24 protein-coding genes and 1 riboswitch are annotated in these 26,131 nt (G+C 38.4%); of the genes, 22 read left to right on the forward strand and 2 right to left on the reverse strand.

The annotated features are described in order from the left end of the window. The first annotated feature begins 65 nt into the window (after positions 1 to 65). Positions 66 to 227, forward strand: a complete 162-nt coding sequence (locus AB3H93_RS10280) for a hypothetical protein (RefSeq protein ID WP_010720618.1) — start codon at positions 66 to 68, stop codon at positions 225 to 227. Positions 228 to 380: 153 nt separating this feature from the next. On the opposite strand, the gene proC is transcribed toward AB3H93_RS10280, so the two are convergent. Beyond that, on the reverse strand, positions 381 to 1,187 hold the full coding sequence (gene proC, locus AB3H93_RS10285; RefSeq protein WP_010720617.1) for a pyrroline-5-carboxylate reductase: 807 nt from the start codon (positions 1,185 to 1,187) through the stop codon (positions 381 to 383). A gap of 174 nt (positions 1,188 to 1,361) precedes the next feature. Here proC and mprF point away from each other — a divergent pair, with 174 nt between their 5' ends. The 9 genes from mprF (at position 1,362) to thiT (ending at position 12,355) form a co-directional block, all read left to right on the forward strand. Next, positions 1,362 to 3,935 (forward strand): bifunctional lysylphosphatidylglycerol flippase/synthetase MprF, encoded by a 2,574-nt coding sequence (gene mprF, locus AB3H93_RS10290; RefSeq protein WP_368020532.1) that lies wholly within the window; start codon positions 1,362 to 1,364, stop codon positions 3,933 to 3,935. Positions 3,936 to 4,176: 241 nt separating this feature from the next. Next, a complete protein-coding gene (gene ispE, locus AB3H93_RS10295) occupies positions 4,177 to 5,025 on the forward strand; it encodes a 4-(cytidine 5'-diphospho)-2-C-methyl-D-erythritol kinase (RefSeq protein ID WP_014834412.1) in 849 nt (282 codons plus the stop codon). Between the two features lie 324 nt (positions 5,026 to 5,349). Further along, positions 5,350 to 6,300 carry a metal ABC transporter substrate-binding protein gene (locus tag AB3H93_RS10300; protein ID WP_368020533.1) on the forward strand — a complete coding sequence of 317 codons (951 nt, stop codon included), beginning with the start codon at positions 5,350 to 5,352 and terminating at the stop codon, positions 6,298 to 6,300. Positions 6,301 to 6,317: 17 nt separating this feature from the next. Then, a complete protein-coding gene (locus AB3H93_RS10305) occupies positions 6,318 to 6,998 on the forward strand; it encodes a metal ABC transporter ATP-binding protein (RefSeq protein WP_010737272.1) in 681 nt (226 codons plus the stop codon). Continuing rightward, positions 6,971 to 7,795 carry a metal ABC transporter permease gene (locus AB3H93_RS10310; RefSeq protein WP_010720612.1) on the forward strand — a complete coding sequence of 275 codons (825 nt, stop codon included), beginning with the start codon at positions 6,971 to 6,973 and terminating at the stop codon, positions 7,793 to 7,795. Before AB3H93_RS10305 ends, AB3H93_RS10310 begins: the two co-directional genes overlap by 28 nt. A gap of 165 nt (positions 7,796 to 7,960) precedes the next feature. After that, positions 7,961 to 8,779: a pur operon repressor gene (gene purR, locus AB3H93_RS10315; RefSeq protein WP_010720611.1), complete on the forward strand. Its 819-nt coding sequence runs from the start codon at positions 7,961 to 7,963 to the stop codon at positions 8,777 to 8,779. A 376-nt stretch (positions 8,780 to 9,155) separates the two neighbouring features. Continuing rightward, the gene (glmU, locus tag AB3H93_RS10320) at positions 9,156 to 10,529 is read left to right on the forward strand and encodes a bifunctional UDP-N-acetylglucosamine diphosphorylase/glucosamine-1-phosphate N-acetyltransferase GlmU (protein WP_368020534.1); all 1,374 of its coding nucleotides are present in this window, start codon (positions 9,156 to 9,158) and stop codon (positions 10,527 to 10,529) included. Between the two features lie 93 nt (positions 10,530 to 10,622). After that, positions 10,623 to 11,591 (forward strand): ribose-phosphate diphosphokinase, encoded by a 969-nt coding sequence (locus AB3H93_RS10325; RefSeq protein ID WP_010737274.1) that lies wholly within the window; start codon positions 10,623 to 10,625, stop codon positions 11,589 to 11,591. 17 nt (positions 11,592 to 11,608) lie between these two features. Further along, positions 11,609 to 11,710: riboswitch (TPP riboswitch) on the forward strand. Positions 11,711 to 11,794: 84 nt separating this feature from the next. Continuing rightward, positions 11,795 to 12,355 carry an energy-coupled thiamine transporter ThiT gene (thiT, locus tag AB3H93_RS10330; protein WP_010720608.1) on the forward strand — a complete coding sequence of 187 codons (561 nt, stop codon included), beginning with the start codon at positions 11,795 to 11,797 and terminating at the stop codon, positions 12,353 to 12,355. Between the two features lie 76 nt (positions 12,356 to 12,431). On the opposite strand, the gene AB3H93_RS10335 is transcribed toward thiT, so the two are convergent. Next, complete coding sequence (locus tag AB3H93_RS10335; RefSeq protein WP_010720607.1) at positions 12,432 to 13,208, reverse strand: hypothetical protein; 777 nt, start codon at positions 13,206 to 13,208, stop codon at positions 12,432 to 12,434. A 261-nt stretch (positions 13,209 to 13,469) separates the two neighbouring features. Here AB3H93_RS10335 and AB3H93_RS10340 point away from each other — a divergent pair, with 261 nt between their 5' ends. From AB3H93_RS10340 to pknB, 12 genes are all read left to right on the forward strand, one after another. Further along, positions 13,470 to 15,185 (forward strand): patatin-like phospholipase family protein, encoded by a 1,716-nt coding sequence (locus tag AB3H93_RS10340; protein WP_034700036.1) that lies wholly within the window; start codon positions 13,470 to 13,472, stop codon positions 15,183 to 15,185. Further along, positions 15,155 to 15,373, forward strand: coding sequence for a YdbC family protein (locus tag AB3H93_RS10345; RefSeq protein WP_010720605.1), 219 nt, complete (start codon positions 15,155 to 15,157; stop codon positions 15,371 to 15,373). The genes AB3H93_RS10340 and AB3H93_RS10345 overlap by 31 nt, the downstream gene beginning before the upstream one ends. An 18-nt stretch (positions 15,374 to 15,391) precedes the next feature. Beyond that, on the forward strand, positions 15,392 to 16,282 hold the full coding sequence (locus tag AB3H93_RS10350; RefSeq protein ID WP_368020535.1) for a YicC/YloC family endoribonuclease: 891 nt from the start codon (positions 15,392 to 15,394) through the stop codon (positions 16,280 to 16,282). A 16-nt stretch (positions 16,283 to 16,298) separates the two neighbouring features. Continuing rightward, the gene (locus tag AB3H93_RS10355) at positions 16,299 to 16,583 is read left to right on the forward strand and encodes a hypothetical protein (RefSeq protein WP_010720603.1); all 285 of its coding nucleotides are present in this window, start codon (positions 16,299 to 16,301) and stop codon (positions 16,581 to 16,583) included. A 303-nt stretch (positions 16,584 to 16,886) separates the two neighbouring features. Further along, positions 16,887 to 17,501 carry a guanylate kinase gene (gene gmk / locus AB3H93_RS10360; protein ID WP_010720602.1) on the forward strand — a complete coding sequence of 205 codons (615 nt, stop codon included), beginning with the start codon at positions 16,887 to 16,889 and terminating at the stop codon, positions 17,499 to 17,501. 4 nt (positions 17,502 to 17,505) lie between these two features. Next, positions 17,506 to 17,811, forward strand: a complete 306-nt coding sequence (gene rpoZ / locus AB3H93_RS10365; RefSeq protein ID WP_010720601.1) for a DNA-directed RNA polymerase subunit omega — start codon at positions 17,506 to 17,508, stop codon at positions 17,809 to 17,811. A gap of 245 nt (positions 17,812 to 18,056) precedes the next feature. Beyond that, complete coding sequence (priA, locus tag AB3H93_RS10370; RefSeq protein WP_368020536.1) at positions 18,057 to 20,465, forward strand: primosomal protein N'; 2,409 nt, start codon at positions 18,057 to 18,059, stop codon at positions 20,463 to 20,465. Between the two features lie 13 nt (positions 20,466 to 20,478). Then, complete coding sequence (def, locus tag AB3H93_RS10375) at positions 20,479 to 20,970, forward strand: peptide deformylase (RefSeq protein WP_010720599.1); 492 nt, start codon at positions 20,479 to 20,481, stop codon at positions 20,968 to 20,970. Next, entirely contained in the window at positions 20,963 to 21,904 is a 942-nt protein-coding gene (gene fmt, locus AB3H93_RS10380) for a methionyl-tRNA formyltransferase (RefSeq protein WP_010737278.1), read from the forward strand. The genes def and fmt overlap by 8 nt, the downstream gene beginning before the upstream one ends. After that, the gene (gene rsmB, locus AB3H93_RS10385) at positions 21,904 to 23,262 is read left to right on the forward strand and encodes a 16S rRNA (cytosine(967)-C(5))-methyltransferase RsmB (protein ID WP_010720597.1); all 1,359 of its coding nucleotides are present in this window, start codon (positions 21,904 to 21,906) and stop codon (positions 23,260 to 23,262) included. Before fmt ends, rsmB begins: the two co-directional genes overlap by 1 nt. Before the next feature lie 12 nt (positions 23,263 to 23,274). Next, on the forward strand, positions 23,275 to 24,015 hold the full coding sequence (locus AB3H93_RS10390; RefSeq protein ID WP_010720596.1) for a Stp1/IreP family PP2C-type Ser/Thr phosphatase: 741 nt from the start codon (positions 23,275 to 23,277) through the stop codon (positions 24,013 to 24,015). Beyond that, positions 24,012 to 26,045 carry a Stk1 family PASTA domain-containing Ser/Thr kinase gene (gene pknB, locus AB3H93_RS10395; RefSeq protein ID WP_368020537.1) on the forward strand — a complete coding sequence of 678 codons (2,034 nt, stop codon included), beginning with the start codon at positions 24,012 to 24,014 and terminating at the stop codon, positions 26,043 to 26,045. Before AB3H93_RS10390 ends, pknB begins: the two co-directional genes overlap by 4 nt. The last annotated feature ends 86 nt before the right edge of the window (positions 26,046 to 26,131 follow it).

Consider the following 26,131-nt stretch of genomic DNA (forward strand, 5'->3'; position numbering starts at 1 on the left):
ATAAGTGTAACAAACAGTTGATGACAATAAAAAATGATTGATCAACTTGAAAGGAGGTGAAGAAAATGGCAGTAGGACTATTAATGAAAGCAGGCAATGTTTCTGAAGAATTAGCAGTATTAAACAACGAACATAGTTTGAATGCTTCGCTAGATACCATCTGCGGAACAATGGGTAGCCTTGGTTGTGGTAGTTTTGGTTGTGGCTCTTTATCTAGCTGTTGCTAAAATATATACGGATGAAAGGTTTCAGAGGTTTTATTGTGAATATTGAAAAATAATAATTCAGAATGAAGAGTCTGAATCTGGGACATTAATCAGAAAAAATCTGATTAATGTCCTACTTTTTTTAGTAAAAAGATTCCTTCAGACTCATTCGTTTTATTTCTTATCCAGCATTTCTCGATCTTTTTCGATCGTTGTATTGATCCCTTTGATAATAGCAGGAATGAAGCCAGCTTCTTCTAAAGCCACAACACCTGCAACGGTTGTTCCGCCAGGGGAAGAAACCTGGTCAACCAGCTCCCAAGGGTTTTCATCACTTGCTAGGAATTTTTGACAAGATCCCATAATAGCTTTGGCAGCGATCTCGGTTGCCATTTTTTTAGGTAAGCCATTAAAGACACCCGCACGACCCATGGCATCGATCAACATATAAATAAATGCTGGTGAACTACCGGCTAACCCAATAAACGTACTGAAATCACCTTCTGCCAGTGGATAGACACTGCCGATCGCTTCAAAGATTTGCGTTGCTTCTTTGAATTCCTCATATGTGACATGATGATTTTTACAGATAGCAGAGACACCTGCACCCACACTAACGTTTACGTTTGGCATGACACGAATGATTTTCGCTTCGGGGTCATTTAGGGCTTTTTCCAGATCATGTAATGATTTTCCTGAAGCAATTGAAATAAAGAGACATTTCTGACTATATTTTCTTAAATCCTTCAGTACTTGGTCAATGATTTTAGGTTTGACTGCCAGTAAAATGACATCTACTTGTTTTGCGACTTCTTGATTTGTTTGACAGGCGGTTACACCAGTTGCTTCTGCAAAACGTTGTGCATTTTCGAAATGACCACTTGAGACAAAAATATCTTCTTTAGCCACTGTTTCGTGTTCAATCAAGCCGTTAATGATTGCTTGCGCCATATTACCTGTTCCAATGAATCCAATTTTCATGTTATCCTCTCCTTTTGTTTTAGCATAGCTTTCTTTTCAATGAAGGGCAAGCAAAGAATAAAGCGTGTGGATAGATACATAAACAGGTGAAACTAGTGCATAAGTGGTAAAAATAAGGTAAATAAGCTAACATTGATTTATAAATTGAAAGTTTTCAAGTAAGGATGGTAAAGTGTGAAAAATAAAAGTCATACGGCATTTCAGTGGTTGAAAAATCATAGCTTGATTTTAAAAATGATTTTTTTTGGATCTATTATAGTTTTCGTTGCCAATCAAGTCGTAAATATTGCAAATGGAATGAGTTGGCAAGATATTTGGCAAACTATGCGACAACAAAGTTATGTTACGCTGTGTTTAATGGTTTTAGTGGGGTTGATCGGTGTTTTGACAATGTTGTTGTATGACTGGGTGACGATTCGCGTGTTGGAAAAACAAGGGAAACCTAAAATGAAGCGTCACGATTTTTTCTTAGCTGCTTTTATTACGAATACAATTAATAACTTAGCGGGCTTTGGAGGAATTGTTGGAGCTAGTCTTAGAGCAAATTTTTATGGAAAAGAAACAAATCGGAAAATGGTACTTGCTACCGTTTCTAAAGTTGCATTATTTATGTTGACTGGTTTATCATTATGGTCATTTCTAACGTTCATTGATGTTTTTTTTCTACAAACTACTAGTATTTTTAGAAGTTATTGGATTTGGTTACTTGGCGGTAGTGTGATAGCACCGGCTATTTTTTTCTTTGCTTATTTAAAAAGAAAAACATTATTTGCGGAATTCTATCCTAAGGGTCTAGTCGGGTTACTGTTAGCTTCTGTGGGGCAATGGACTGGAGCATTGGTCGTTTTTTTAGCGATTGGTTATTTGATGGATGTAGATATTTCCTTATTTTCGATTTATCCAATGTTTATTATCGCTACGTTAATCGGTATGTTGACAATGGTTCCTGGGGGTGTCGGGACATTTGATGTGTTGATGATCTTAGGTATGAGTCAGTTAGCTGTTCGACAAGATATTGCAGTGGTTTGGTTACTTTATTACCGTTTGTTTTATTATGTGGTTCCTTTTGCGGTTGGCTTATTTTTATTTCTGTCACATACTGGAGTAAAAGTGAATCGTTTTTTAGACAATATACCACGACTGCTCTTTCAAAAAATCGCGCATTTTATTTTGGTCACAGCCGTTTATTTTGCAGGGATCATGATGGTGTTACTATCTACGATTACGAATCTTTCTGCGATCAGTCGATTGTTTCAGATTTTATTACCTTTCTCGTTTAATTTTTTAGACCAAACGTTGAATCTATTGATTGGATTCTTATTGCTTGGGTTGGGAAGAGCATTAGCAATGAAAGTGAAGAAGGCTTTTTTACCAACTATTGCTTTATTAGCTTTTGGAATCATTAACACAGTTACTCGAACATTATCTTGGCAATTGATTTTAGTGTATATCTTGATTCTTCTGGCTGTCTGGCTAGCTCGGAAAGAATTTTACCGTAAGAAATTTGTTTATTCATGGGGTGCCATTCTTTTTGATCTATGTTTGTTTGGGTTTCTATTTATCGTCTATGCAATTGCAGGGTATCATAGTGGACGTTTTTGGGTAAATCGATTGACAGCTGATCGCTTTCTCCTGTTCCCATCCGATGAAGTTTGGTTTTCAGGCTTGCTTGGTCTAGGGATCTCGCTGTTGGCATTAGTAGCATTGTATCAGTACCTTGCTTCTGAAACGAATGAGTTAGGGTCAGATTTACAAATCGAAAGATTCAAACAGATGTTGACCGTCTATCAGGGGACATCTGCTAGTCATTATCTTCGTTTACCAGGATATAAATATTATTACTATCAACAAAATGGAGAGGATCAAGTCGTCTTTGGTTACCAGATCAAAGGAAATAAATGCTTTGTTTTGGGAGACCCGATTGGCAATCCTAAAATGATTCGTCCTGCTATTACAGAATTTATGCAAAAAGCTGATTGCTTAGGGTATCAAATTGCTTTTTACAAGATCTCAGAAAAATATGTGGTAATGTTGCATGAATTAGGTTTTCATTTTACAAAAGTCGGCGAGGTGGGAATGGCAGATTTGACTACAGAAGAAATGCCTTGGGTCAATCAACAGCTAGAGTACCAGCGTCTAACTAATGAAGGCTATCATTTTACTTGGTACGAACAATTACCTGAGGAATTATTAGCTGCGGTGAGTGAGGTTTCGGATCAGTGGTTACATGGTGCGAGAGAAAAGCATTTTTCTGTTGGGCGTTTTGACGAATCTTATCTGTTAGCCAGCGGTGTTGGAGTGGTACGCAAAGAACAAAAAGTGGTCGGATTTATTACAGAGCAACCAATATCTGAAAGCCAAGCAGGCTATGATCTATTACGTGTATTGCCAGATGAACCTGCTGAACTATCCGATTATTTATTAGTCAATCTATTTATTGTCTACCAAGAAAAGGGCTATCTTGAGACAAATCTTGGTTTAGCTCCGTTAGCAAATGTAGGGGAAACAGACTTTGCATTCTTTCAAGAGCGCATCATGCATATTGTTTATAATTATGGTAGTTTCTTTTACTCATTTCAATCGACCTATGAAGAAAAACTGCGCTATGTCACTCGCTGGGAAGGTCGCTATTTTGCTTACATGAAGGGAAGCAGTTTTACATTTGCCACATTACAGTTGTTTATACTAATTGGAAAGGGAAAAGAAAAAAGTATCAGTTTTGCAGAAGAAGTATTAACGGAATTGTAAATTGCGTCAATAGAGGAATAACTGGTGACGTGTTTTAGCTACCCATAGTTTAAAACGTGAAAAAGTGATTGACGGTAGCTAGAGAAAATGAATGTGGTCGAAGGATGGTTTGTTTTATCTGTAGACAGAAAAGGTCTGAGAAAACCGCTAAGATCGTAAACACGTCACTCGTATGAGCTATACTTTTATTTTTCTCTGTGATAGAATACTTGCGACTTAGACTTTTTGAATGGGTGAGAGGATGGAACTGATAGAAAAAGCACCAGCTAAGATCAATTTGGGATTAGATGTCTTGTACAAGCGTCCCGATGAGTATCACGAGCTGGAAATGGTAATGTCGAGTGTAGATTTAGCAGATCACTTATTCTTTGAAGAGATACCTGAGGATCGAATCATCGTAGAAACGAATAAGGCATTTTTGCCAGTAGATCAACGAAATAACGTTTATCAAGCAGCAACATTGCTTAAGAATAAGTATCATATCAAAAAAGGCGTAAAAATATTTGTGAAAAAAAATATTCCAGTTGCAGCTGGACTGGGTGGGGGCAGCACAGATTGTGCAGCTGCACTGAGAGGGATCAATCAACTATGGAATCTCGGTTGTTCTCTGGAAGAATTAGCTGAGATTGGTTTGGAAGTTGGTACGGATGTGCCTTATTGTGTTTATGGTAATACTGCATTTGTTGGCGGCAAAGGAGAAGTGGTCCAAGTTCTCCCTTCAATGCCTCAGTGTTGGGTAATCTTGGTGAAACCTAAAATGAGTGTTTCGACTAGGACTGTCTTCAAAGAAGTAGATGCGCAAAAAATCCAGCATCAGAACATTCCTAGACTAGTGGAGGCAATCCAGCAACAAGATTACCATACGATGATTCAATACATGGGAAATAGTTTAGAAGATGTTACCGGCAAACGTCATCCAATTATCCATCAAATCAAAGAACGCATGTTAAAGTATGGGGCAGATGCCGCTTTGATGAGCGGAAGCGGACCGACAGTCTTTGCCTTATGTCAACATTATTCAAGAGCACAAAGAGTCTATAACGGGCTGAAAGGTTTCTGTGATGAAGTATACTTAGTACGCACGTTGTAAAATAGGCCAGAACTAGTTGTTGCTAAGAGATGAAGAATAAAAAATCTCAAAACAGAAGAAGCTGTTTTGAGATTTTTTTGAGTTGGTTGCAGCTTAGCTGCTCTAAACGTTATTTATTCTATTTAGAAATTGGAAAAAATGGACTAGATAGCTTGTTGGGCTCTCAGTAACATGAACAAACTATCATTCATTTTACGGTTTACATTGAATTTGTTCGTATAAATCAGAAATTGAAGGATTTCTATTGACTCTATTTTTTTATTCTGATACATTAAGTTCCGTTGATAAATCGTAATTTTACGATTTGTTCGAAAGGAGAGTCTTATGAAAAAATATATGATTGGTTTAACACTAGCTGTAGGGATGTTTTTATTAGCGGCTTGTGGTGGTACGAACCAAAAGGATTCAAAGAAAAATGAGTTAACGATTGTTACGACCTTTTATCCGATGTATGAATTTACGAAAGAAGTAGTTGGAAATGAAGGAAACGTCAAGTTGTTGATCCCGTCTGGGACTGAACCGCATGATTTTGAACCTAGTGCAAAACAACAAGCAGAAATCGCTGATGCGGATGTGTTTGTTTATAATAGTCCAGATATGGAATTTTTTGTTGACTCATTGAAAGATTCTGTCGATACGAATAAAACATTGATGATTGAAGCAGCTAAAGGAATTGATCGTCTGAAATCAGCAGAAGAAGACCATGACCATGATCATGAACATGAAGAAGCTTCTTCTGAAAGTCATTCGCATGAGTATGATCCACATATTTGGTTAGATCCTGTGTTAGCAATCAAAGAGGTCAAAACAATTGCTTCAGAGCTTGGGAAAAAGTATCCTGATAAAAAGGCAACTTTTGATAAAAAGGCGGATGCTTATATCAAAAAATTAGAAAACCTGAACCAAAAATATACGGATGCACTCAAAGATGCCAAAAACCGCACGTTTGTGACGCAACATGCCGCATTTGCGTATTTAGCGAATCAGTATGATTTACACCAACAAGCGATTGCAGGGGTAACGCCTGATCAAGAACCCACACCAAGCCGCTTAGCTGAACTAAAAGATTTTGTGAACAAAAATAAGATCAAAGTGATTTACTTTGAAGAAAATGCATCATCCAAAGTGGCGGAAACATTGTCGAAAGAAACGGGTGTTAAATTAGAAGTATTGAATCCATTAGAGAGTTTGACAAGTGAACAAATCAAAGCCGGCGAAAATTATATTTCGGTAATGGAAGAGAACTTAAAAGCGTTAAAAGAAAGTATTAATTAAGAACGGAGGCATTTCGCGTGCATTATATCGAAATATCCGATTTGACTTTTTATTATGATGAAGAACCTGTATTAGAAGATGTGTCTTATCACGTTGATGCAGGAGAGTTCGTTATTCTAACAGGAGAAAACGGTGCAGCAAAATCAACATTGATCAAAGCTTCCTTAGGCTTGTTAAAACCTTCTAAGGGAACAGTGAAAATCGCCCCCAAAAATCAAGAAGGACAAAAATTAAGTATTGGTTACATTCCCCAACAAGTGGCATCTTTTAATGCTGGCTTTCCAAGTACAGTCTTAGAATTGGTTCGTTCCGGTCGCTATCCGAGAGGACGTTGGTTCAAACGACTTTCTGAAAAAGATCATCAGCATGTTAAACGAGCTTTAGAATCTGTTGGAATGTGGGAGATGCGTCATCGACGGATCGGAGAATTATCCGGTGGACAGAAACAACGGATTAGCTTAGCACGTATTTTTGCGACTGACCCAGATTTATTTATATTGGATGAACCGACAACGGGAATGGATGAAGAATCTCGTAATGAATTTTATCGACTATTGCGTCATAGTGCCCATGAACATGGCAAGGCAATTTTGATGATTACTCATGATCATGAGGATATCAAGCAATATGCAGATCGACAAATTCGTTTGGTAAGAAAGGAGGATTCTCCATGGCGTTGCTTTCATATGAATTCATGAGACGAGCTTTTTTAGCAGCCATTTTTATTGCGGGGATTGCTCCAATGTTAGGTGTCTTTTTAGTGATCCGAAGACAATCATTGATGGCAGATACACTGTCACACGTTTCACTGGCAGGGGTGGCATTGGGTTTCTTTTTGAATATCAATCCAACGTTGACTACGATGTTCGTAGTAATATTAGCTGCGGTGATTTTAGAATATTTACGTACGATTTATCGTACCTACTCAGAAATTTCAATTGCGATCTTAATGGCTGGCGGACTGGCGCTGGCATTAGTTTTGATGAATCTTAGTGGTGGAAACTCAGCCACAAGTATCCAATCGTACCTCTTTGGCTCGATTGTGACGATTACTTGGGATCAAGTTATCTTTTTGGGTGTATTATTTGTTATTATTGGTTTCTTATTCTTTTTGTTCAAGCGACCAATGTACGTGCTGACTTTTGATGAAGATACCGCCCATGTGGATGGTCTGCCTGTTCACCGTATGTCAATGCTGTTCAACGTGATCACGGGTGTTGCGATTGCTGTCATGATCCCAATTGCCGGGGCATTATTGATTTCAGCAATTATGGTCCTGCCTGCAGCGATCGGTATGCGCTTAGGCAAAAGTTTCAATGTGGTGATTGCCATTAGTATCGGTGTTGGCTTTATCGGCATGTTATCGGGACTAACAAGTTCCTTTTATCTAGATACGCCACCGGGTGCGACGATCACACTAGTCTTTATCGTGTTGTTTCTTGTGGTCAATTTGTTCAAGCGGGTGCTTGTTTCCATTAAGCGAAAAAATAAATAAAAAATCAAAAAGAAAAGCGATGAAAACGAAAAATTTTCATTGCTTTTTCTTATATTTAGATAAATACCGAACTATTTAACTTATTTTCTTACAAAATGCTCGAATTTTTAAATGAAAACTTATATAATGTAAAACGATATAATTTCTTAAAAGGAGCTGAAATATGTGAAAGTACGTCGCAGTGAACGTCTTGTTGATATGACTCAGTATTTATTAGATCATCCTCACGAATTAATTTCATTGACAAGTTTTGCCGAACGTTATGAATCTGCTAAATCTTCGATCAGTGAAGACTTGGCAATTATCAAAAAAACATTTAAGGAACGAGGGTATGGTACCCTAGAAACAATTCCAGGTGCCGCTGGTGGGGTTTTATTTATACCAGAGATTTCTTACGAAGAAGCCAAAAAATACATTGAGTCGTTAGCTGAACGATTGTCTGAACAAGATCGTTTGTTGCCTGGAGGTTATGTTTATCTATCCGATTTACTAGGTGAGCCCGAATTATTACGCCAAGTTGGAAAAATCATTGCTTCTAAGTATTTAGGTGAAAAAATCGATGCAGTGATGACAGTTGCTACGAAAGGCGTGCCGATCGCGCAAGCTGTGTCCTATTATTTAAATGCACCGTTTGTTATCGTACGCCGTGATTCAAAGATCACAGAAGGATCGACAGTTAGTGTGAATTATGTTTCTGGTTCTTCTGAACGAATCGAAAAGATGGAATTATCAAAAAGAAGTCTTAAACGTGGTTCTCGTGTCCTAGTCGTTGATGATTTTATGAAAGGCGGCGGCACAGTCAATGGAATGAAGAGCTTGATCGAAGAGTTTGAATCTGAACTTGTAGGAATCACCGTTTTTGCAGAATCCAAATTTAATGGTCATCGTGCAATTGACGATTATACTTCATTACTATACGTGAAAGATGTCGACACGAAGACCAAAAACATTACAGTTGTACCAGGAAATTATTTCAAAGATTAGAGATTGAAAATTTATCTATTTGCCGATCAATAATAGCTGGAAGAGATTGTGACAGAAGTGTCCAGCTCTGAGAAATAAGCCGGAGAATCCGAAAATAGTTTCACCTATTTTGGGAATTCTTTGGCTTATTTTCGATAGAAACACTACAACAACAAGCAACAACAAATCAGATATCCAGCTGTTATCTGTCAGATGAGAGAAATTCGTTCTCCTTTTTCATATAACCCTATTTTTCTCTCACTATTGTTGATTGACTAAGTGATTTTTTAACCCCCAAGATAAAAATGGTCTAGTTACAAATATAGTCTGCTTGGTTGAAAAATTGAGTAGAGTGGGCTAAACTTAAAACCATCAAATACAATTAGGAGTGACGCAGTTGGACGCACGTTATGCAATCATTTTGGCAGCGGGAAAAGGAACTCGCATGAAGTCAAAATTATATAAAGTTTTACATCCAGTTTCAGGACAGCCGATGGTGGAGCATATTATCAATCGAGTAAGTGAAACCAACCCAGATCAAATCATCACGATCGTCGGGCATGGCGCTGAGCAAGTAAAGGCACAGTTGGGTGAACGTAGTGAATACGCTCTGCAAGCAGAACAACTTGGTACAGGTCATGCAGTATTACAAGCCGCATCTTTTTTACAAGGGAAAGAAGGAACGACACTGGTGATCAGTGGCGACACACCGCTTTTAACCACTGAAACATTGAACAATTTATTTGAGTATCACCAAGGAAAAAATGCGAGTGCCACGATTCTAACCGCACAAGCCGAAGATCCAACTGGATATGGCCGTATCATTCGTGACCATATTGGGATCGTTGAAAAAATCGTTGAGCAAAAAGATACTACACCAGAAGAAGCATTGGTCCAAGAAATCAATACAGGAACTTATTGTTTTGACAATCAAGCTCTGTTTGAAGCATTGAACAAAGTAGGAACAGACAATGCACAAGGGGAGTACTACTTGACCGATATCATTGAAATCCTCAAAGATGCTGGAAAAACAGTAGTAGCTTATCAGACAGAAGACTTTGACGAATCAATGGGAGTCAATGATCGTATTGCATTAGCTAAAGCTAATGAATTGATGCGCCAAAGAATCAACAAAATGCATATGGTCAATGGTGTAAGTTTTGTTGATCCAGCAACGACTTATATTGATGCCGGGGTAGAGATTGGTTCTGATACAGTGATCGAAGCAGGCGTCCAACTTCAAGGTAAAACCGTCATTGGATCAGATTGCGTGATCGGTGCCCATTCTCGAATCGTAGATAGTGTGATTGAAGATCATGTGGTAGTTGAACATTCTGTGATCGAAAAAAGTCTTGTGAAAAGTCATGCGGACGTGGGACCATTTGCTCATTTACGACCAAAAGCAGAAATTGGTGAAGGTGTCCATATTGGTAATTTTGTGGAAGTCAAAAATGCTGAAATTGGTAAAAATACCAAAGTTGGTCATTTGACTTATGTCGGTGATGCCACATTAGGCGAAGAAATCAATGTTGGTTGTGGCGTGGTCTTTGTGAATTACGATGGGAAAAACAAGCACCGCACGACAATTGGGGATCATAGTTTTATCGGTTCTAATGCAAATATCATTGCCCCAGTGGAAATTGCTAAAAATACATCAGTAGCTGCAGGGTCAACAATCACAGAGGATATCCCTGAATATGCTATGGCAATTGCCCGTGCAAGACAGGTCAATAAAGAAGAGTATGCTAAAAAACTCCCTTATTTAAACTAAGACTTTTGTAAAACCCCTTGATTTATTCAGAAAATATGACTAGTATTTAATAGGTAGAATTCTAGAGTTGTGAAAAAGAAAGTGGAGGTCCCCATGTCAAAACATTACTTTGACCCAAGATTAAAAATTTTTGCGTTAAATTCAAATCGTCCGTTAGCAGAAAAAATTGCTGCAGCTGTCGGTGTCGAATTGGGTAAATCATCGGTTACTCAATTTAGTGATGGAGAAATCCAAGTGAATATTGAAGAAAGTATTCGCGGATCACATGTTTATGTTATTCAGTCAACGAGTAGTCCTGTAAATGATAATTTAATGGAATTGCTGATCATGATTGATGCCTTGAAACGTGCCAGTGCAAAAACGATTAACGTAGTAATGCCTTACTATGGATATGCACGTCAAGATCGTAAAGCTCGTGCCAGAGAACCAATCACTGCAAAACTTGTGGCGAACATGATTCAAAAAGCTGGAGCAACTAGAATGTTGACGCTTGATTTGCATGCTGTCCAAATCCAAGGATTCTTTGATATTCCTGTTGATCACTTGATGGGTGCACCATTGATTGCAAATTATTTCTTAGAAAAAGGGATTAAAGGGGACGATGTAGTAGTTGTATCACCTGACCATGGTGGTGTAACTCGTGCGCGTAAATTGGCTGAATTTTTAAAAGCACCAATTGCGATCATTGATAAACGCCGTCCAAAAGCAAACGTAGCAGAAGTAATGAATATTATTGGGCAAGTAGAAGGAAAAACTTGTGTATTGATTGATGATATGATCGATACAGCAGGGACGATTACCTTAGCGGCTAATGCACTAAAAGAAGCAGGCGCAGTAAGTGTCTACGCATCATGTACACATCCAGTATTATCTGGACCAGCTTTACAGCGTATTGAAGATTCTGCGATTGAACGCTTAGTTGTAACAGATTCGATCTATCTGCCAGATGACCGTAAGATCGAAAAAATCGATGAAGTAAGTGTCGGTGGTTTGATGGGTGATGCAATTAAACGTATCCACGAAAACAAACCTGTTAGTCCATTGTTTGAAACAAAAAAATAAGAATTAAAAAATTGAATAGTATCACAAAGGGGAGCCTTATGAGGCTGAGATTGAAGTTTTTCTAAACCCTTCGTACCTGTATCGGTTATGCGAGCGTAGGAATTGTGACGATCAATTGACGTTAGTCATGTAACGTTGGTTGTAGAAGTATGTTGTATTTACTTCCTCCTTTGTGATTTCAAATGAACGGAGGAAGTTTTTTTATGGAGAAAAAATATAAAGTATGGATTGAGGGGACACTTGTAGCTGCACTAGCGATGGTGTTATCCTTTATCCCTCTTCAAATAGGTAGTAGCTTTGAGATTTCATTAGGACAGATTCCACTGACATTGTTTGCGTTAAGAAGAGGCTGGAAGGCAGGGATTTTATCAGGATTTATTTGGGGGATTTTACATTTTCCAACAGGACAAGTGTATTATCTCAGTGTCATTCAAGTATTGATCGAGTATCCGATTGCTTTTACCTTTGCAGGATTTGCAGGAGTGTTCGCTAAAAGGCTGCAAAACAGTCTAACGATGGGCAATAAAAAAGGGATGACAACCACTATTATATTAGGAACTTTAGTTGGTGTTGGTGCTAGATATTTCTGGCATTTTGTCGCAGGCGTCGTTTTTTGGGGAAGTTATGCTTTGTGGGGAATGAATCCATGGCTCTTTTCTTTAGTCATGAATGGTGCAAGTGCCTTGGCTACAGGAATTGTTACAATGGTTGTTTTGCTTGGGATCGGTCGGACAGTTCCAGCTTTGTTCATCGGGAAAAAATAAACGAAAAGAGCCTCAGTCACTATAAAAGTGTCTAGGCTCTTTTTTTATAAGTATAAAATGAGGGAACATCCAAGCATCAGCTTAAAGGAGTATAGTTGAGTTCCGCAGCTTCTCCTACAAGCTCCCAGCGTTTTTCTTCTGCATGATAAACTAAGGTGCCAATTGCTTCTTCATCAAGGTATCTTGTTCCTTTTAGCTTCCAAATATAATCTTCAATGACATAGATCGGGATATGATAATCGTTATCGATCAATCCACCTTGTTCAAAAGAAAAAATGATTCCTTCTTGCATCAAATTACGCATATTCTTCAGTAATTCCACACTAATTTTTTCGACCGGAATATCTCGTTTGAAAAACGATTTTTTCTCATTGATTTTTTTTGACAAGATGATACTTAGTTTATTGGCAAAGATCCGATAAAATTCATCTAAATAGCGATAATAGATTCGTTCTAGTTGATCGTTAAGATCGAAGTAGACGAAATTATTTTGTAATTTATAAAAAAATGGGGAGTGAAGATGGGTCTTCATGTGTCCAAAATATAACAATTCTGAAATTTCTAATGGCGTTAATTCTTTCAGCATCGTTAAGTCGTTAAAATCGATCCATTTTAAATCACTCGAATGATTACGATTACGTGCAGAAGAGAAAAAGCGTTGGATATTTTCTGTTCCACGAATCACTTTCAACCCAGTATGGGATTCGTATTCACCAGCATTTTCTGAAGGATCTAATAACAATAAATTTTGTGGGAAATGCACGATGTTGTTTGAAAAATCACTAATAGTCAGCCCCTTAGTCACAACCGCATTGCTAGTAGTATCAATATGTACATAAACTGACTCAGACATCATGCTCCTCCTCTCACTCATTATCACTTTCATTTTACAACATTTATTAAAAAAAAGCTTGTTTCTTTTATTTTAAAATTCCATTACAAAATCACTTTTTTTGTGATAAACATGGACATTTTCATTGTTTTTGTATAAATGGATGGAATGGATTTTGTTATAGCTTTTACAAGAACAATGTATTCATTTTAGTATTTCTCAAAAAAATAGTATACTTTAAAAGAATATATTTGTCTTGTTATAATAAAAAAGGAGAAGATTATGCTGATTCAACAAGTGTACGGTTCAGAAAAAACAGTCCTCTACTCTACACTTCAACGAGCCAAACAATTGCTACCCTTTTATGCTACCCATCAGGAAAGCCGTGATGCCTTTTGGTTGGCAACAAAGAAAAGGCAAGCTTGGCGGATGATCGGTAACAAACATACCCTTTATTTTATTGCCGAACGAACCAGTGAACAATGGCTGATTAAAAATGTGCTAGTGGTGGGTGACATGCCTGGTTGGACGCTTTTTTTTAAAGAGATAGAGTGGTGTTCCCGTTTTTATTTCAAAAAATATTGTTCTTTTCAATGGATTGAACCACTGTCGACATATTGGCAGACACTCCTATCTCATCATGGTTATACGCAAGACAATCAGTTGGCTCAGACAATCTGGCAAAAAAAACTGACCTATCATATTGGTTTAGTATTAGGTGGCGGTGGCGCTCATGGTGCCTATCAAATCGGTGTTTGGCAAACGTTAAAAGAACATCAGATTCATTTTGAAGTAATTACGGGAACTTCAGTTGGTGCGTTAAACGGTGTATTGATTTTGCAAGATGATTTATCGCAAGCTCTTTCTTTATGGCAATCCCTCGCAACGAATCAAGTATTACAGCTACCAGAAACTGCATTATCAGAAGATCTACGGAAAAGGTTTATCCAAGAAACACGGCAAATGACGAGAGCAGCAATTATCAAGGGGGGAGCCTCAATCACCCCTTTGGAAAAGTTACTCAAAAGTAAATTAGATGCTGAGAAGATTTTAAAAATGAAAAGTCCTCGTTTATTTACCGTTTCGACTCGACTTCCTGATTTTAAAGAAGTGGTGACACCGATCCAGCAATTGGCAAGCAATGAAATTGCTGATTGGATCCTAGCTTCGGCCTCGTTTTATCCCGCTATGAGTTATCGAAACATTGCTGGACAAAAATATATTGATGGTGGTTATCGAAATAATTTGCCTGTGGATGTAGCAATTAAAGAAGGGGCAACGGAGTGCTTAATAGTAGATGTGGATGGTCCCGGAGTGACTAAGAAGATTACGATACCAGAAGAGACTGTTCCATGGCTCTGCCGCTCTAATTGGTCATTGGGAACCTTCTTGATTTTTGATCGGCAGAGAAACCAATTCAATCTCCAATTAGGCTATCTGGAAATGAAAAAAAAGTTAGGTGATTTTGAGGGGAATTGGTATACGTTCTATTCAACGAAACTTGCAGAACAATATTGGCGTAAATTTTTAAGCTATCTAGTGAATGATCTTCAGCTAGAAACAACTTTTGTTCAACAACCAAAATTTTGGCAAACTCTGCGTAATATATATAAAGACAGGGTAGTAATTGAAACATGCGGGGTGGCGATGCTTGAACTATTAGCCAAAAAAAAGCTCGTTTTACCGAATAAAGTTTATGATGTAGATGAATTGATCGAACAGATCATTCAAAAAGAATCAAGTTCATTTTTCGATCAAATGATTCGAGAGGTCGGACAATTAAATAGTAATGAGTGGCGCAGAGTCCAAAAATACCAAAAAAAGCAAAAGAGTGAACAGGAACAAATCAATGAAATTGCTCATTTAGTTAAACAAAAAAAGAACGAGCAACTTCAATCTAAGCTTCATACGCAGTTATTTGACACCCTATTGAATTTATATTTACTTTATCTAAAGGAGGAACAACCATGGCACAAGAATTTTCCTACGAAATCATAGAAGAGATCGCTGTTTTATCCGAAAATAATAAAGGATGGCGAAAAGAGCTGAACCTAGTCAGCTGGAATGGCCGCCCACCTAAATTCGATCTTCGTGACTGGGCGCCCGAACATGAGAAAATGGGTAAAGGGCTTACTCTAACCAATGAAGAATTTGAGGCATTACAAAAAGCTATCGAAAATATGTAACAGAAAGGACCCTGTTGAATGAAAAGTATGACTGGTTTTGGTAAAGCCACCCGTGAAACCGCAGAGTATCAAATAGAAGTTGAGATCAAAAGTGTCAATCAACGCTTTTTAGATATGCAAATACGTAGTCCTAAATTGTTAAATTATCTCGAAAATGATATTCGCCAATTGATGAAACAACATTTAAGTCGAGGTCGAGTCGAAGTTTTTATCAATCTGACGTATTTGGGACAAAATCAAAAACAAGTTTTTGTTGATTGGAATTTGATTGACGAGCTGATGACGAACTTAACTGAAGGAATAACCCAACGTTATGGAGAGAAACAGCAATTACAGATTGGACGTCTATTAGAAACTTTGACAACGAATGAATCTTTTGTCGTGATTGAAGAAAAAAATGAAAACAATATGGATGAACTGACAGCTTTGGTTTTAGAAACGGTCCATGAAGCACTAGATGAAATTGAAAAAAGTCGCCAAAAAGAAGGGACAGCCTTAGAGGCGATCATTCAGAAAAACAGTGATGAACTGAAACAAGTATTAAATGACTTACAACAATTTGTTGAGTTATACGAACAAGAGTATCAGGAAAAATATCAAAAGAAACTAGAAGATTACTTGGGAGCAACGGTCGATCAACAAAGATTGCTGACTGAACTCGCTATTTTATTAGAGCGAGGAGATATTCATGAAGAATTGGATCGCTTAGTGATCCATATCGGCAAATTGGATGAATTACTTCAAGTAAAACAGCCAGTTGGCAGAGAACTTGACTTTTTGATCCAAGAAATGAATCGAGAAATCAATACGATTGGTTCAAAATCAAGTGCGATTGAAATCAAAAACCAAGTGATCCAGTTAAAAACGATTTTAGAAAAAATCCGAGAACAGATCCAAAATATTGAATAGCAAGGAGACGAAAAAAATGAACTATTATGATATCACGTTTCATGAATTAAGTGGGAAAACGGTCATCAAAAGAAATGTTCCTTCTGAAAAAGCAGGATTTGAAGCTTGGCAGGATGCCTGTGCGCAAGTGACGGAGAAAGAAATCCAATTGTTAGTTAACGATGGGACTTATGTGACGATGAATCGTCAATTTATTGTGAGAATCGATGCAGAAGAAGTGAAAGACCCAACTGAAAAAGCACTCTCTCGAAAAGATGAGATCATGGGTGTTGTCAATACCTTGTCAAACATGGGTTTTTAAAAACGACGGTAATCGGCATGTTAGTGAGAAGAGCTGCAACCATATGTTGCGCTTCTCACTATTTTTTTGAAAAAGAATGCTGCTCAGTTAGAACCTGTAAGGTGAGAGGGACCTTTTTTTGAACTTTTGAATAAAGGATGAACTTGATAGTTAATCACTATCATCAAAAGCCCGAGTGAAAAGCAAAGGTTTTGCCAGTCAAAGGCGCTTTTTTTTGCTATAATCAAAGATGCCCTTGAAAGTTGTCGAAAAAAAGTGCAAAATAAACGTTAGTATAAAAAGACTAGTTGAAAGGACGTCGTCATGTCAGAGCGTGGATTATTAATCGTGTTGTCTGGACCATCAGGTGTAGGAAAAGGCACAGTGCGAAAAGCAATTTTTGAGAGTGAGGATAATGATTTCCAATATTCGATTTCAATGACTACTCGTAAGATGCGTGAAGGAGAAGTCGAAGGAGTCGATTACTACTTTAGAAGCAAAGAAGAATTCGAAGCAATGATCGAAGCCGGAGAAATGCTGGAATATGCTGAATATGTAGGGAATTATTATGGAACACCTTTGTCTTATGTCAATAAAACATTGGACGAAGGAAAAGATGTATTTTTAGAAATCGAAGTCCAAGGTGCTCAACAAGTCAAAGAAAAAGTACCAGATGGCGTATTTATCTTCCTAACTCCTCCCGATTTAGCCGAATTAAAATCAAGAATCGTTGGCCGTGGGACAGATGCAGATGAAGTAATCGAAGAACGAATGAAAGTTGCCAAAGAAGAAATTGAAATGATGGCACTATATGATTATGCCGTAGTCAATGACCAGGTACCCCTGGCGGTAGAACGAATCAAAAATATCATTGCCAGTGAACACTTTCGTGTCGACCGTGTGATCGGCAAATATATCAAAATGTTAAAGGAGATGTAGTCTTATGATGTTAAAACCTTCAATCGACTCATTGTTAGATCGCGTAAATTCAAAATATTCTCTAGTTATCTTAGCAAGCAAACGTGCACACGAGCTAGATGCAAAAGCACAACCTACGATGGATTCATTTGAATCAGTAAAAAGTGTTGGACAGGCATTAGAAGAAATCGAAGCAGGAAATGTGATCAATGATCCTCATCCTGAATTAAAACGGGAACGCTTGAGAATGGAAGATGAAGAGCGTAAAGCCAAAAAAGATCGTGAACAACAAGAGTTAGAGTCACGTATCCGTGAAGAGCAAAACCAATAAAAAGTGCTAGATTCTTTGGATAAGCCGAAATTTCCGAAATTTGTATTCTCAAATTTTTGTGGAATTTCGGCTTCTTTTTAGGATCACGTTTTAGCATATAAGAATGACTTTTCTGCGGAATGCTGCTGCGCCGTTAATTTTTTGTAAGGATTCATCAGAAAATAAGACAAACCAAGCAATCTCTAGTAAAATAGGCAAGAACGATTTTGTCTATTTGATAGAGTAACTAAAGGAGGAAGGAAACCATGCCAATCACAGCTGATGTTATCGTCGATGTACCCACTATGCAAACCGATCAGCCTTTCACCTATCTGGTTCCTTCTGAAGTAGAAACGGCGATTCAAGTCGGGATGCGAGTAGAAGTTCCTTTTGGTAACGGCAACCGTCATGTTCAAGGGTTCGTTGTAGGTTTGCGAGTACAAGATAGCATCGAACAAAAAAATTTAAAAGCGATTGTCCAAGTATTAGATTTAGCACCTGTGGTTAATCAAGAACTACTTCAATTGGCTGATTATATGAAGACGATCACTTATGCGTTTAAGATCACTTGCTTACAAACGATGCTTCCTGCTGTCATGAAAGCATCCTATGACAAACAAATCTATCCTGTAAGTGAAGCGGCGGACGTCCAGGCATTCTTTAAAGGACGAACAGAAATCTCCTGGAAAGAAGCGCAAGAAGAGGGCATTTTATCCCAATTGATCCGTTGGCGTCAGGACAAGTTAGTAGATATCAGATATGAAGTACACACTAAGAACAAAGTCAAAACGATTCGTTTGATCCGCTCAAATTTGAATAGTGTCCAGCTTGAGGAAGAGTGGGGAAAGTTAAGAGCGAATGCGAAGAAACAAAAAGAACTTCTGCTTTGCTTATCTGAGCAAAAAAAGGCTGAACCAATTAGCTATTACAAAGAAAAAGGTATCAGCACGGCAACTTTGAATCAAGGAAAAGACAAAGGCTGGTTAACTTTTGAAGAAGTAGAAAGTTATCGTGATCCTTATAAAAATCGCACGTTTGAACAAACACAAGCATTCCAGCTAAATAAAGAACAACAACATGCAGTAGAACGTATCGTTGAAGCAGGGCAACAAGAGAAGAGTCACACTTTTTTATTAGAAGGAATTACTGGAAGTGGAAAAACAGAAGTTTATCTACAGGCCATTGCTGAGGTATTAGCTCAAAATAAAACAGCGATTATGCTTGTTCCTGAAATTGCTTTGACACCACAAATGGTAGAGCGTTTTAAAGGGCGTTTTGGAGAGGCGGTCGCTGTCTTACATAGCGGGCTATCTCAGGGAGAAAAATACGATGAGTGGCGTAAAATCGAAAGAAATGAAGCTCAAGTTGTTGTTGGCGCCCGCTCGGCAATTTTTGCTCCTTTAGAAAATATCGGATTGATCATCATTGATGAAGAACATGAATCAAGCTATAAACAAGATGAAACGCCACGTTATCATGCCAGAGATCTAGCGATTTGGCGTGGAAATTATCATCATTGTCCAGTAGTACTAGGAAGTGCGACACCATCTCTTGAATCACGTGCTCGAGCACAAAAAGGGCTGTATGAATTACTCCATTTGAGTCAAAGAGCCAACTTGTCTGCTCAACTTCCAACAATTGAAGTTGTTGACATGCGACAAGAATTGCAACAACATAATACGTCCACATTTTCCAAACGGTTACAAGCAAAAATCCAAGACCGTTTGGCGAAAAAAGAACAGATTGTGCTGTTACTAAATCGGCGAGGATATTCTTCCTTTGTGATGTGTCGGGATTGTGGTTTTGTTTTACCTTGTCCCAATTGTGATATTTCTCTGACCCTTCATATGGACACCCACTCCATGCGTTGTCATTACTGTGGACATGAAGAACCAATCCCACACCGTTGTCCTAACTGTGGAGGGAATAAAATTCGTTACTATGGAACAGGGACCCAAAAAGTCGAAGAAGAATTAAAGACCCTTTTCCCAGAAGCTGGTGTTTTACGTATGGATGTTGATACGACCAGAAAGAAAGGCGCGCATGAACGTATCTTGCAACAATTCGGTCAAAAAAAGGCGAATATCTTACTGGGGACGCAAATGATTGCCAAAGGGTTGGATTTTCCTGATGTGACGTTGGTCGGCGTTTTGAATGCTGATACTTCCCTTAACTTGCCTGATTTTCGTTCAAGCGAGCATACGTTCCAATTGCTTACGCAAGTTTCGGGAAGGGCAGGCCGAGCCGAAAAAGCAGGCGAAGTGATTATCCAAACCTTTAATCCGCAACATTATGCAATTGAATTAGCAAAAGAACAAAATTATGAGCGATTCTATCAACAAGAAATGGCCGTCCGACATCGTAGTGGATACCCACCTTATTATTTTACTGTCAAAATCACGACCAGCCATGAGGAAGAACAAGTTGCTGCTAAGAAGATTTTTGAGGTTGCGAATCAGTTACGGCAAGTGTTAGGAAATCAAAGCTTGTTATTAGGACCGACCCCTAGTACAGTGAATCGGGTAAAAAATCGGTACTATTACCAGTTGATCATTAAATATAAACAGGAGCCTAATTTAGCGAATATCTTAAAAAATATTTTAGACCAGAGCCAAAAAGAACAACGACAAGGATTATTTGTCGCGATTGATAATGAACCATTACACTTTATTTAAGAAGGGAATTTACATGCGCTATCCTATATTGATCCACCCCAATGATAAATTGAAACGTGTCGCACAACCAATCGATGTGATCACAGATGAAACAATTACTTTACTAGATAACCTATATGAAACGATGGTTGCTAACGACGGTATTGGCATTGCCGCTCCACAAGTTGGTCAAAACAAGCGAGTTGCAATCGTAGAAGTAGATGAAGGTGAAAAGTTTGAATTAATCAATCCAGAAATTATTGATGCAAAGGGAGAAAGCATTGATGTAGAAGGTTGCTTAAGCATCCCTCATGTTTATGGGACCGTCAAACGGTTTGACGAAGTAACGGTTCGCTATTATGATCGTGAAGGCGAAGAAATCGAAGTAGTAGCCTTTGGTTACTTAGCTCGTGCCTTTCAGCATGAGATCGACCATTTAGACGGTATATTATTCGTTGAAAAAATGATTGAGCAAATTCCAGAAGCCGAATTAGAAGAGTATATGGAGGAACATCTTGATGACTAAATTAGTATTTATGGGAACGCCAGCTTTTTCAGTACCGATCCTTGAAGGCTTATTAGAAGAAGGGTATGAAGTAGTCGCAGTCGTGACACAACCTGATCGCCCTGTGGGACGTAAAAAAATCATCACCCCTACCCCAGTAAAAGAAGCAGCCGTGAAACACGGTTTATTGGTTTTACAACCTGAAAAAATCTCTGGTTCAGAAGAAATGGAAAAAATCATTGCCCTACAACCAGATGTGATTATCACAGCTGCATTTGGTCAATTTTTACCAGAAAAATTATTACAGGCACCTGTTCACGGAGCTATAAATGTACATGCATCTTTATTGCCAAAATATCGAGGAGGGGCGCCAGTTCATTACTCGATTATCAACGGGGAAAAAGAAACCGGTGTAACGATCATGGAAATGATCAAAAAGATGGATGCAGGGGGCATTTATGCTCAAGAAAGTTTACCAATCACTAAACAAGACGATGTGGGAACCATGTTTGAAAAGTTAAGTGCATTAGGGAAACAACTATTACTTAAAACATTACCTGATATTTTGAATGGAAATTTGAGTCCACGTCCACAAGATGAATCAAAGGTAACTTTTTCGCCAAATATCACGCGGGAGCAAGAAGCAATTGATTGGAACAAGACAGCAGAAGAGATCGACAACCAAGTCCGTGGGATGCGACCATGGCCGATTGCATTTACGACATACGAACAAACTCGTTGGAAACTTTTAAATGTAGAAGCGTTAGCTGAGAAAACTACGGCGGAGCCAGGGACCATCATCAAAAAAGATAAGAAAAATCTGTGGATTGCTTGTGGTAAACAAACGGTGTTGGCAATCAAAGAATTACAGCCAGCAGGTAAAGGAAAACAAGCGATCAATGAGTTTTTAAATGGTAGTGGACAACAGGTAATGATTGGGCAGCAGGTGAAATAATGGCAAAAATACCAAAAAAAATGAAAAAATCTGTTCGTTATATGGCACTGATCACCCTTGAAAGAGTAAACAAGGGCGGTGCTTATTCTAATTTATTATTGAACGAAATGATCAATCAAGGGGATTTAAATCAAAAAGATGTTGGCTTGTTTACTGAATTAGTTTATGGAACGATCAGTCGTCAACTTTTACTGGAATTTTATGTCGCTCCATTGATAGCAAAAGCAAAAAAAGTGGATGATTGGGTTAAAACATTACTTTATTTGTCAGTTTATCAGTTGGAATTTCTAGATAAAGTTCCAGCTCATGCGATTTTAAATGAAGCGGTCGAAATTGCTAAGATCAAGGGAAATCCTGGTACTGGGAAATTTGTAAATGGTGTTTTAAGAAATTATCAACGACAAGGTAAACCAGATGTTGAACAAATCAGTGATCCGATTGAACGCTTATCCGTAAAAATCAGTTTACCGATCTGGTTAACCAAGCGATTGACTGATCAAATCGGTTATGAAGAAACGGAAAAATTAGGACTTTCCCTCTACCAGCCAAGTCACGTCAGTGGTCGAGTAGATATCAGAAAATATCCTAGAGAACAAGCAATCGAGACACTCCAAGCAGAAGAAATTTCAGCGACAGCAAGTAAACTTAGTCCTTATGGGGTAATTGCTGAAAAAGGACATTTAGCATCTAGTTCCTTATTCCATGACGGGGTCATGACGATCCAAGATGAAAGTTCGATGCTGGTCGCACCCGCTATGCAAATCGAGCCAGAACATCATGTTTTAGATGCTTGTGCGGCACCAGGAGGAAAAACAACGCATATTGCCACGTTTTTAGATCCAACATGTGGTGGCGAAGTTACAGCACTGGATGTTCATGAACATAAAGTAAAACTCATTGAAGAAAATGCGGAACGCTTAGGTGTTTTTACAACTGTTTATGCACAAAAAATGGATGCACGTGAAGTGAAAGAGGAATTTTCAGCTGAAACATTTGATCGTATCTTAGTTGATGCCCCATGCTCAGGATTAGGACTATTGAGAAGAAAACCGGATATTCGTTATAAAAAAAATGCCAGCGAGTTAGCTAATTTACCAGCGATCCAATTGGCGATTTTGGAAAGTTGTGCATCTGTGTTAAAATCTTCTGGAATATTAACTTATAGTACTTGTACGATTCTTAAAGAGGAAAACCAAGAAGTCATTGAAACATTTTTACAGCGACATACTGATTTTGAAAGGATTGATGTTTTAGTTGATCCTGTGCTACAATCATCAATCGAAGATAAAATGTTGACTTTATACCCACATCAGTTCTATACAGATGGGTTTTTCATTTGTTGTTTGCGTAAAAAGTAATGAGGTGAAAGAATGCAGATTGAATATCAATCAGATGTAGGAAGACGACGTAATACAAATCAAGACTATGCGAGTGTTTTTACGAATCAAGCTGGAATTAAACTAGCAGTATTGGCAGATGGAATGGGCGGTCATCGTGCAGGTGATATCGCGAGCCAGATGGCAGTGACAAACTTAGGAACTGCTTGGGAAAATCTAAGTTTAAGTGATGACGAAAAAGTAGCGCAATGGTTCATCCAAACGATCCAAGAAGAAAATACTCGTATTTATCAACGTGGCCAAGAGCAACCAGAATACAATGGGATGGGAACGACGATCGTAGCAGCAGCTTTATCAGAAGATCAGTTTACTATTGCTCATGTGGGGGATAGCCGTGCCTACTTGATCCGTGAAGATAAAATCATTCAACTGACAGAAGATCATTCTTTAGTGAATGAACTAGTAAAATCTGGAGAAATAAGTGAAGAAATGGCAGCGAACCACCCACGAAAAAATATTTTAACTCGTTCTGTAGGAATGCCAGGATCTGTAGAAGTCGATGTATCGACTTATATTTGGCAATTAAAAGATCGTTTGTTGTTGTGTTCGGATGGGTTAACGAACATGTTATCTGAAGAAACGATTGGAACGATTATCAATCAAGAAGGGGCTTTGTTCGACAAGGTAACAGAATTAATCGAACGTGCAAATGAAGCAGGCGGAGCAGATAATATTACCGTTCTTCTGATCGAATACAAGGAGGACGTAGCATGATTGAGTTAGGCAAAAAGTTGAATGGTCGTTATCAAATCACTGGAAATATTGGTAGTGGGGGCATGGCAAATGTTTTTCTAGCCCATGACCTTATTTTAGATCGTGATGTCGCAGTCAAAGTGTTACGATTCGATTTCCAAAATGATCAAACGGCAATTAGACGATTTCAACGAGAAGCACTAGCTGCGACTGAACTAGTTCATCCTAATATTGTTAGTGTGTATGATGTTGGAGAAGAAGACAACATGCAGTATCTCGTGATGGAATATGTAAAAGGAATGGACCTGAAACGCTATATTCAAACCCATTATCCTGTTCCTTATGATACAGCAGTCAATATTATGCAACAAATTTTATCAGCTATTTCTTTAGCACATACGCACCAAATCATTCATCGTGATTTGAAACCACAAAATGTCTTGATCGATAATGAGGGCGTGGTCAAAATCACTGATTTTGGTATAGCAATCGCATTATCTGAAACATCGATCACACAAACGAATACGATGTTAGGCTCTGTCCATTACTTATCTCCTGAACAAGCTAGAGGAAGTATGGCTACGAAACAATCAGATATTTATGCCTTAGGGATCATTCTTTACGAATTATTAACTGGCAGTGTTCCTTTTGATGGTGAGTCTGCAGTGACGATTGCCTTGAAGCATTTCCAAGATGAGTTACCTTCAATCAAGGATCTAGACCCAACAACGCCGCAAGCTTTAGAAAATGTGGTATTGAAAGCTACTGCAAAAGAACCGGCAGATCGATATAAAACAGCAGAAGAAATGTCAGAAGACTTAGCAACAGCGCTGTCTCCTGCTCGGGCAAATGAAGCCAAATGGGTGCCACAAGCAATGACCAAAGAAACTCAAGTGATCACACCATTAGAAGAAGATACACCAATGCCAGAGTCATTTAAATCCATGCCATTACCTAAAGAAAAATCAGAAGAAACTCCTGTGATGGCAGAAGAGACACTTCCTGATCCAAAGAGTAAAAAGCATAAAAAATGGTGGATTATTTTATTGGTGATCTTAGCCTTATTAGGAATCGGAACAGCCGTCTTTTTTGCTTCTGGAGGTCGTGGAGAAGTCGAAATTCCTGACGTTTCGGGATTATCAGAAGCGTCTGCCAGAGATACTTTAGCAAAAGCTAAATTAGAAGCAGCAACAAAAACCGAAGAGATCCCTGATGAACAAATCGAAGAAGGAGACGTTGTCAAAACGGACCCAGCAGCGGGAACTACAGTGAAACAAAACCGTGAAGTTACCCTTTACGTCAGCACAGGTAAGAAAAAAATCAAGTTAGATGATTATACTGGGATGAATTTTGACGAAGTAAGTAGCCGATTGAAGAAGCTTGGTTTTCCAGCTAATAGTATCGAGAAAAAAGACGAGTTCAGTGATGAAGTAGAAAATGGACGAATCATTTCCCAGTCGGATGAAGAAGGAACGGAAGTCGATCCAACGACAGATAAGATCACATTTGTTGTGAGCCAAGGCGCGCAACCAACGATGGGGGATTATACTGGTCAAAATTATGACACCGTTCGTGGGATATTGAGCTCAAATGGTTATAAAAGGATCAGTGAGACGTATGATTACAGCGATACGGTTCCAGCTGGTTCAATCATTAGCCAATTACCTAGTTACGGTGAACCATTGACTGAAAATAGCTATATCAGTTTTGTCGTTAGTCAAGGACCAAATGCGAAAACATTAAATGATATTTCAGGCTATACGAAAAGTGATGCACAAAGTTATTTATCAAGTATTGGCGCAGAATACATCGGACATGAGTCTTATGAATATTCTGATACCGTAGAAAAAGATAAAGTGATCCGAACAGCTCCTGGCGTGGGGGCATCGATCACTCCAGGAACGATCGTCAATGTCATTTATTCAAAAGGACCAGAACCAACCAAAGAATCAAAAGAATCATCAAGTTCAACCAAAGAATCGTCAAGCAGCAAAGAAAGTTCAAGTACTACTACGTCTAAAGAAGAAAGCACGTCGTCTTCATCCAAATAGTAATAACAATAAAAAATAGCAGAGCGTTTCTAAACGTGCTCTGCTATTTTTTATTGAGTTTCGCTAAGTTTCTTGTCAGGAACGCC

It is taken from the genome of Enterococcus sp. C74, from assembly GCF_040887125.1.
Taxonomy (GTDB): domain Bacteria; phylum Bacillota; class Bacilli; order Lactobacillales; family Enterococcaceae; genus Enterococcus_B; species Enterococcus_B hirae.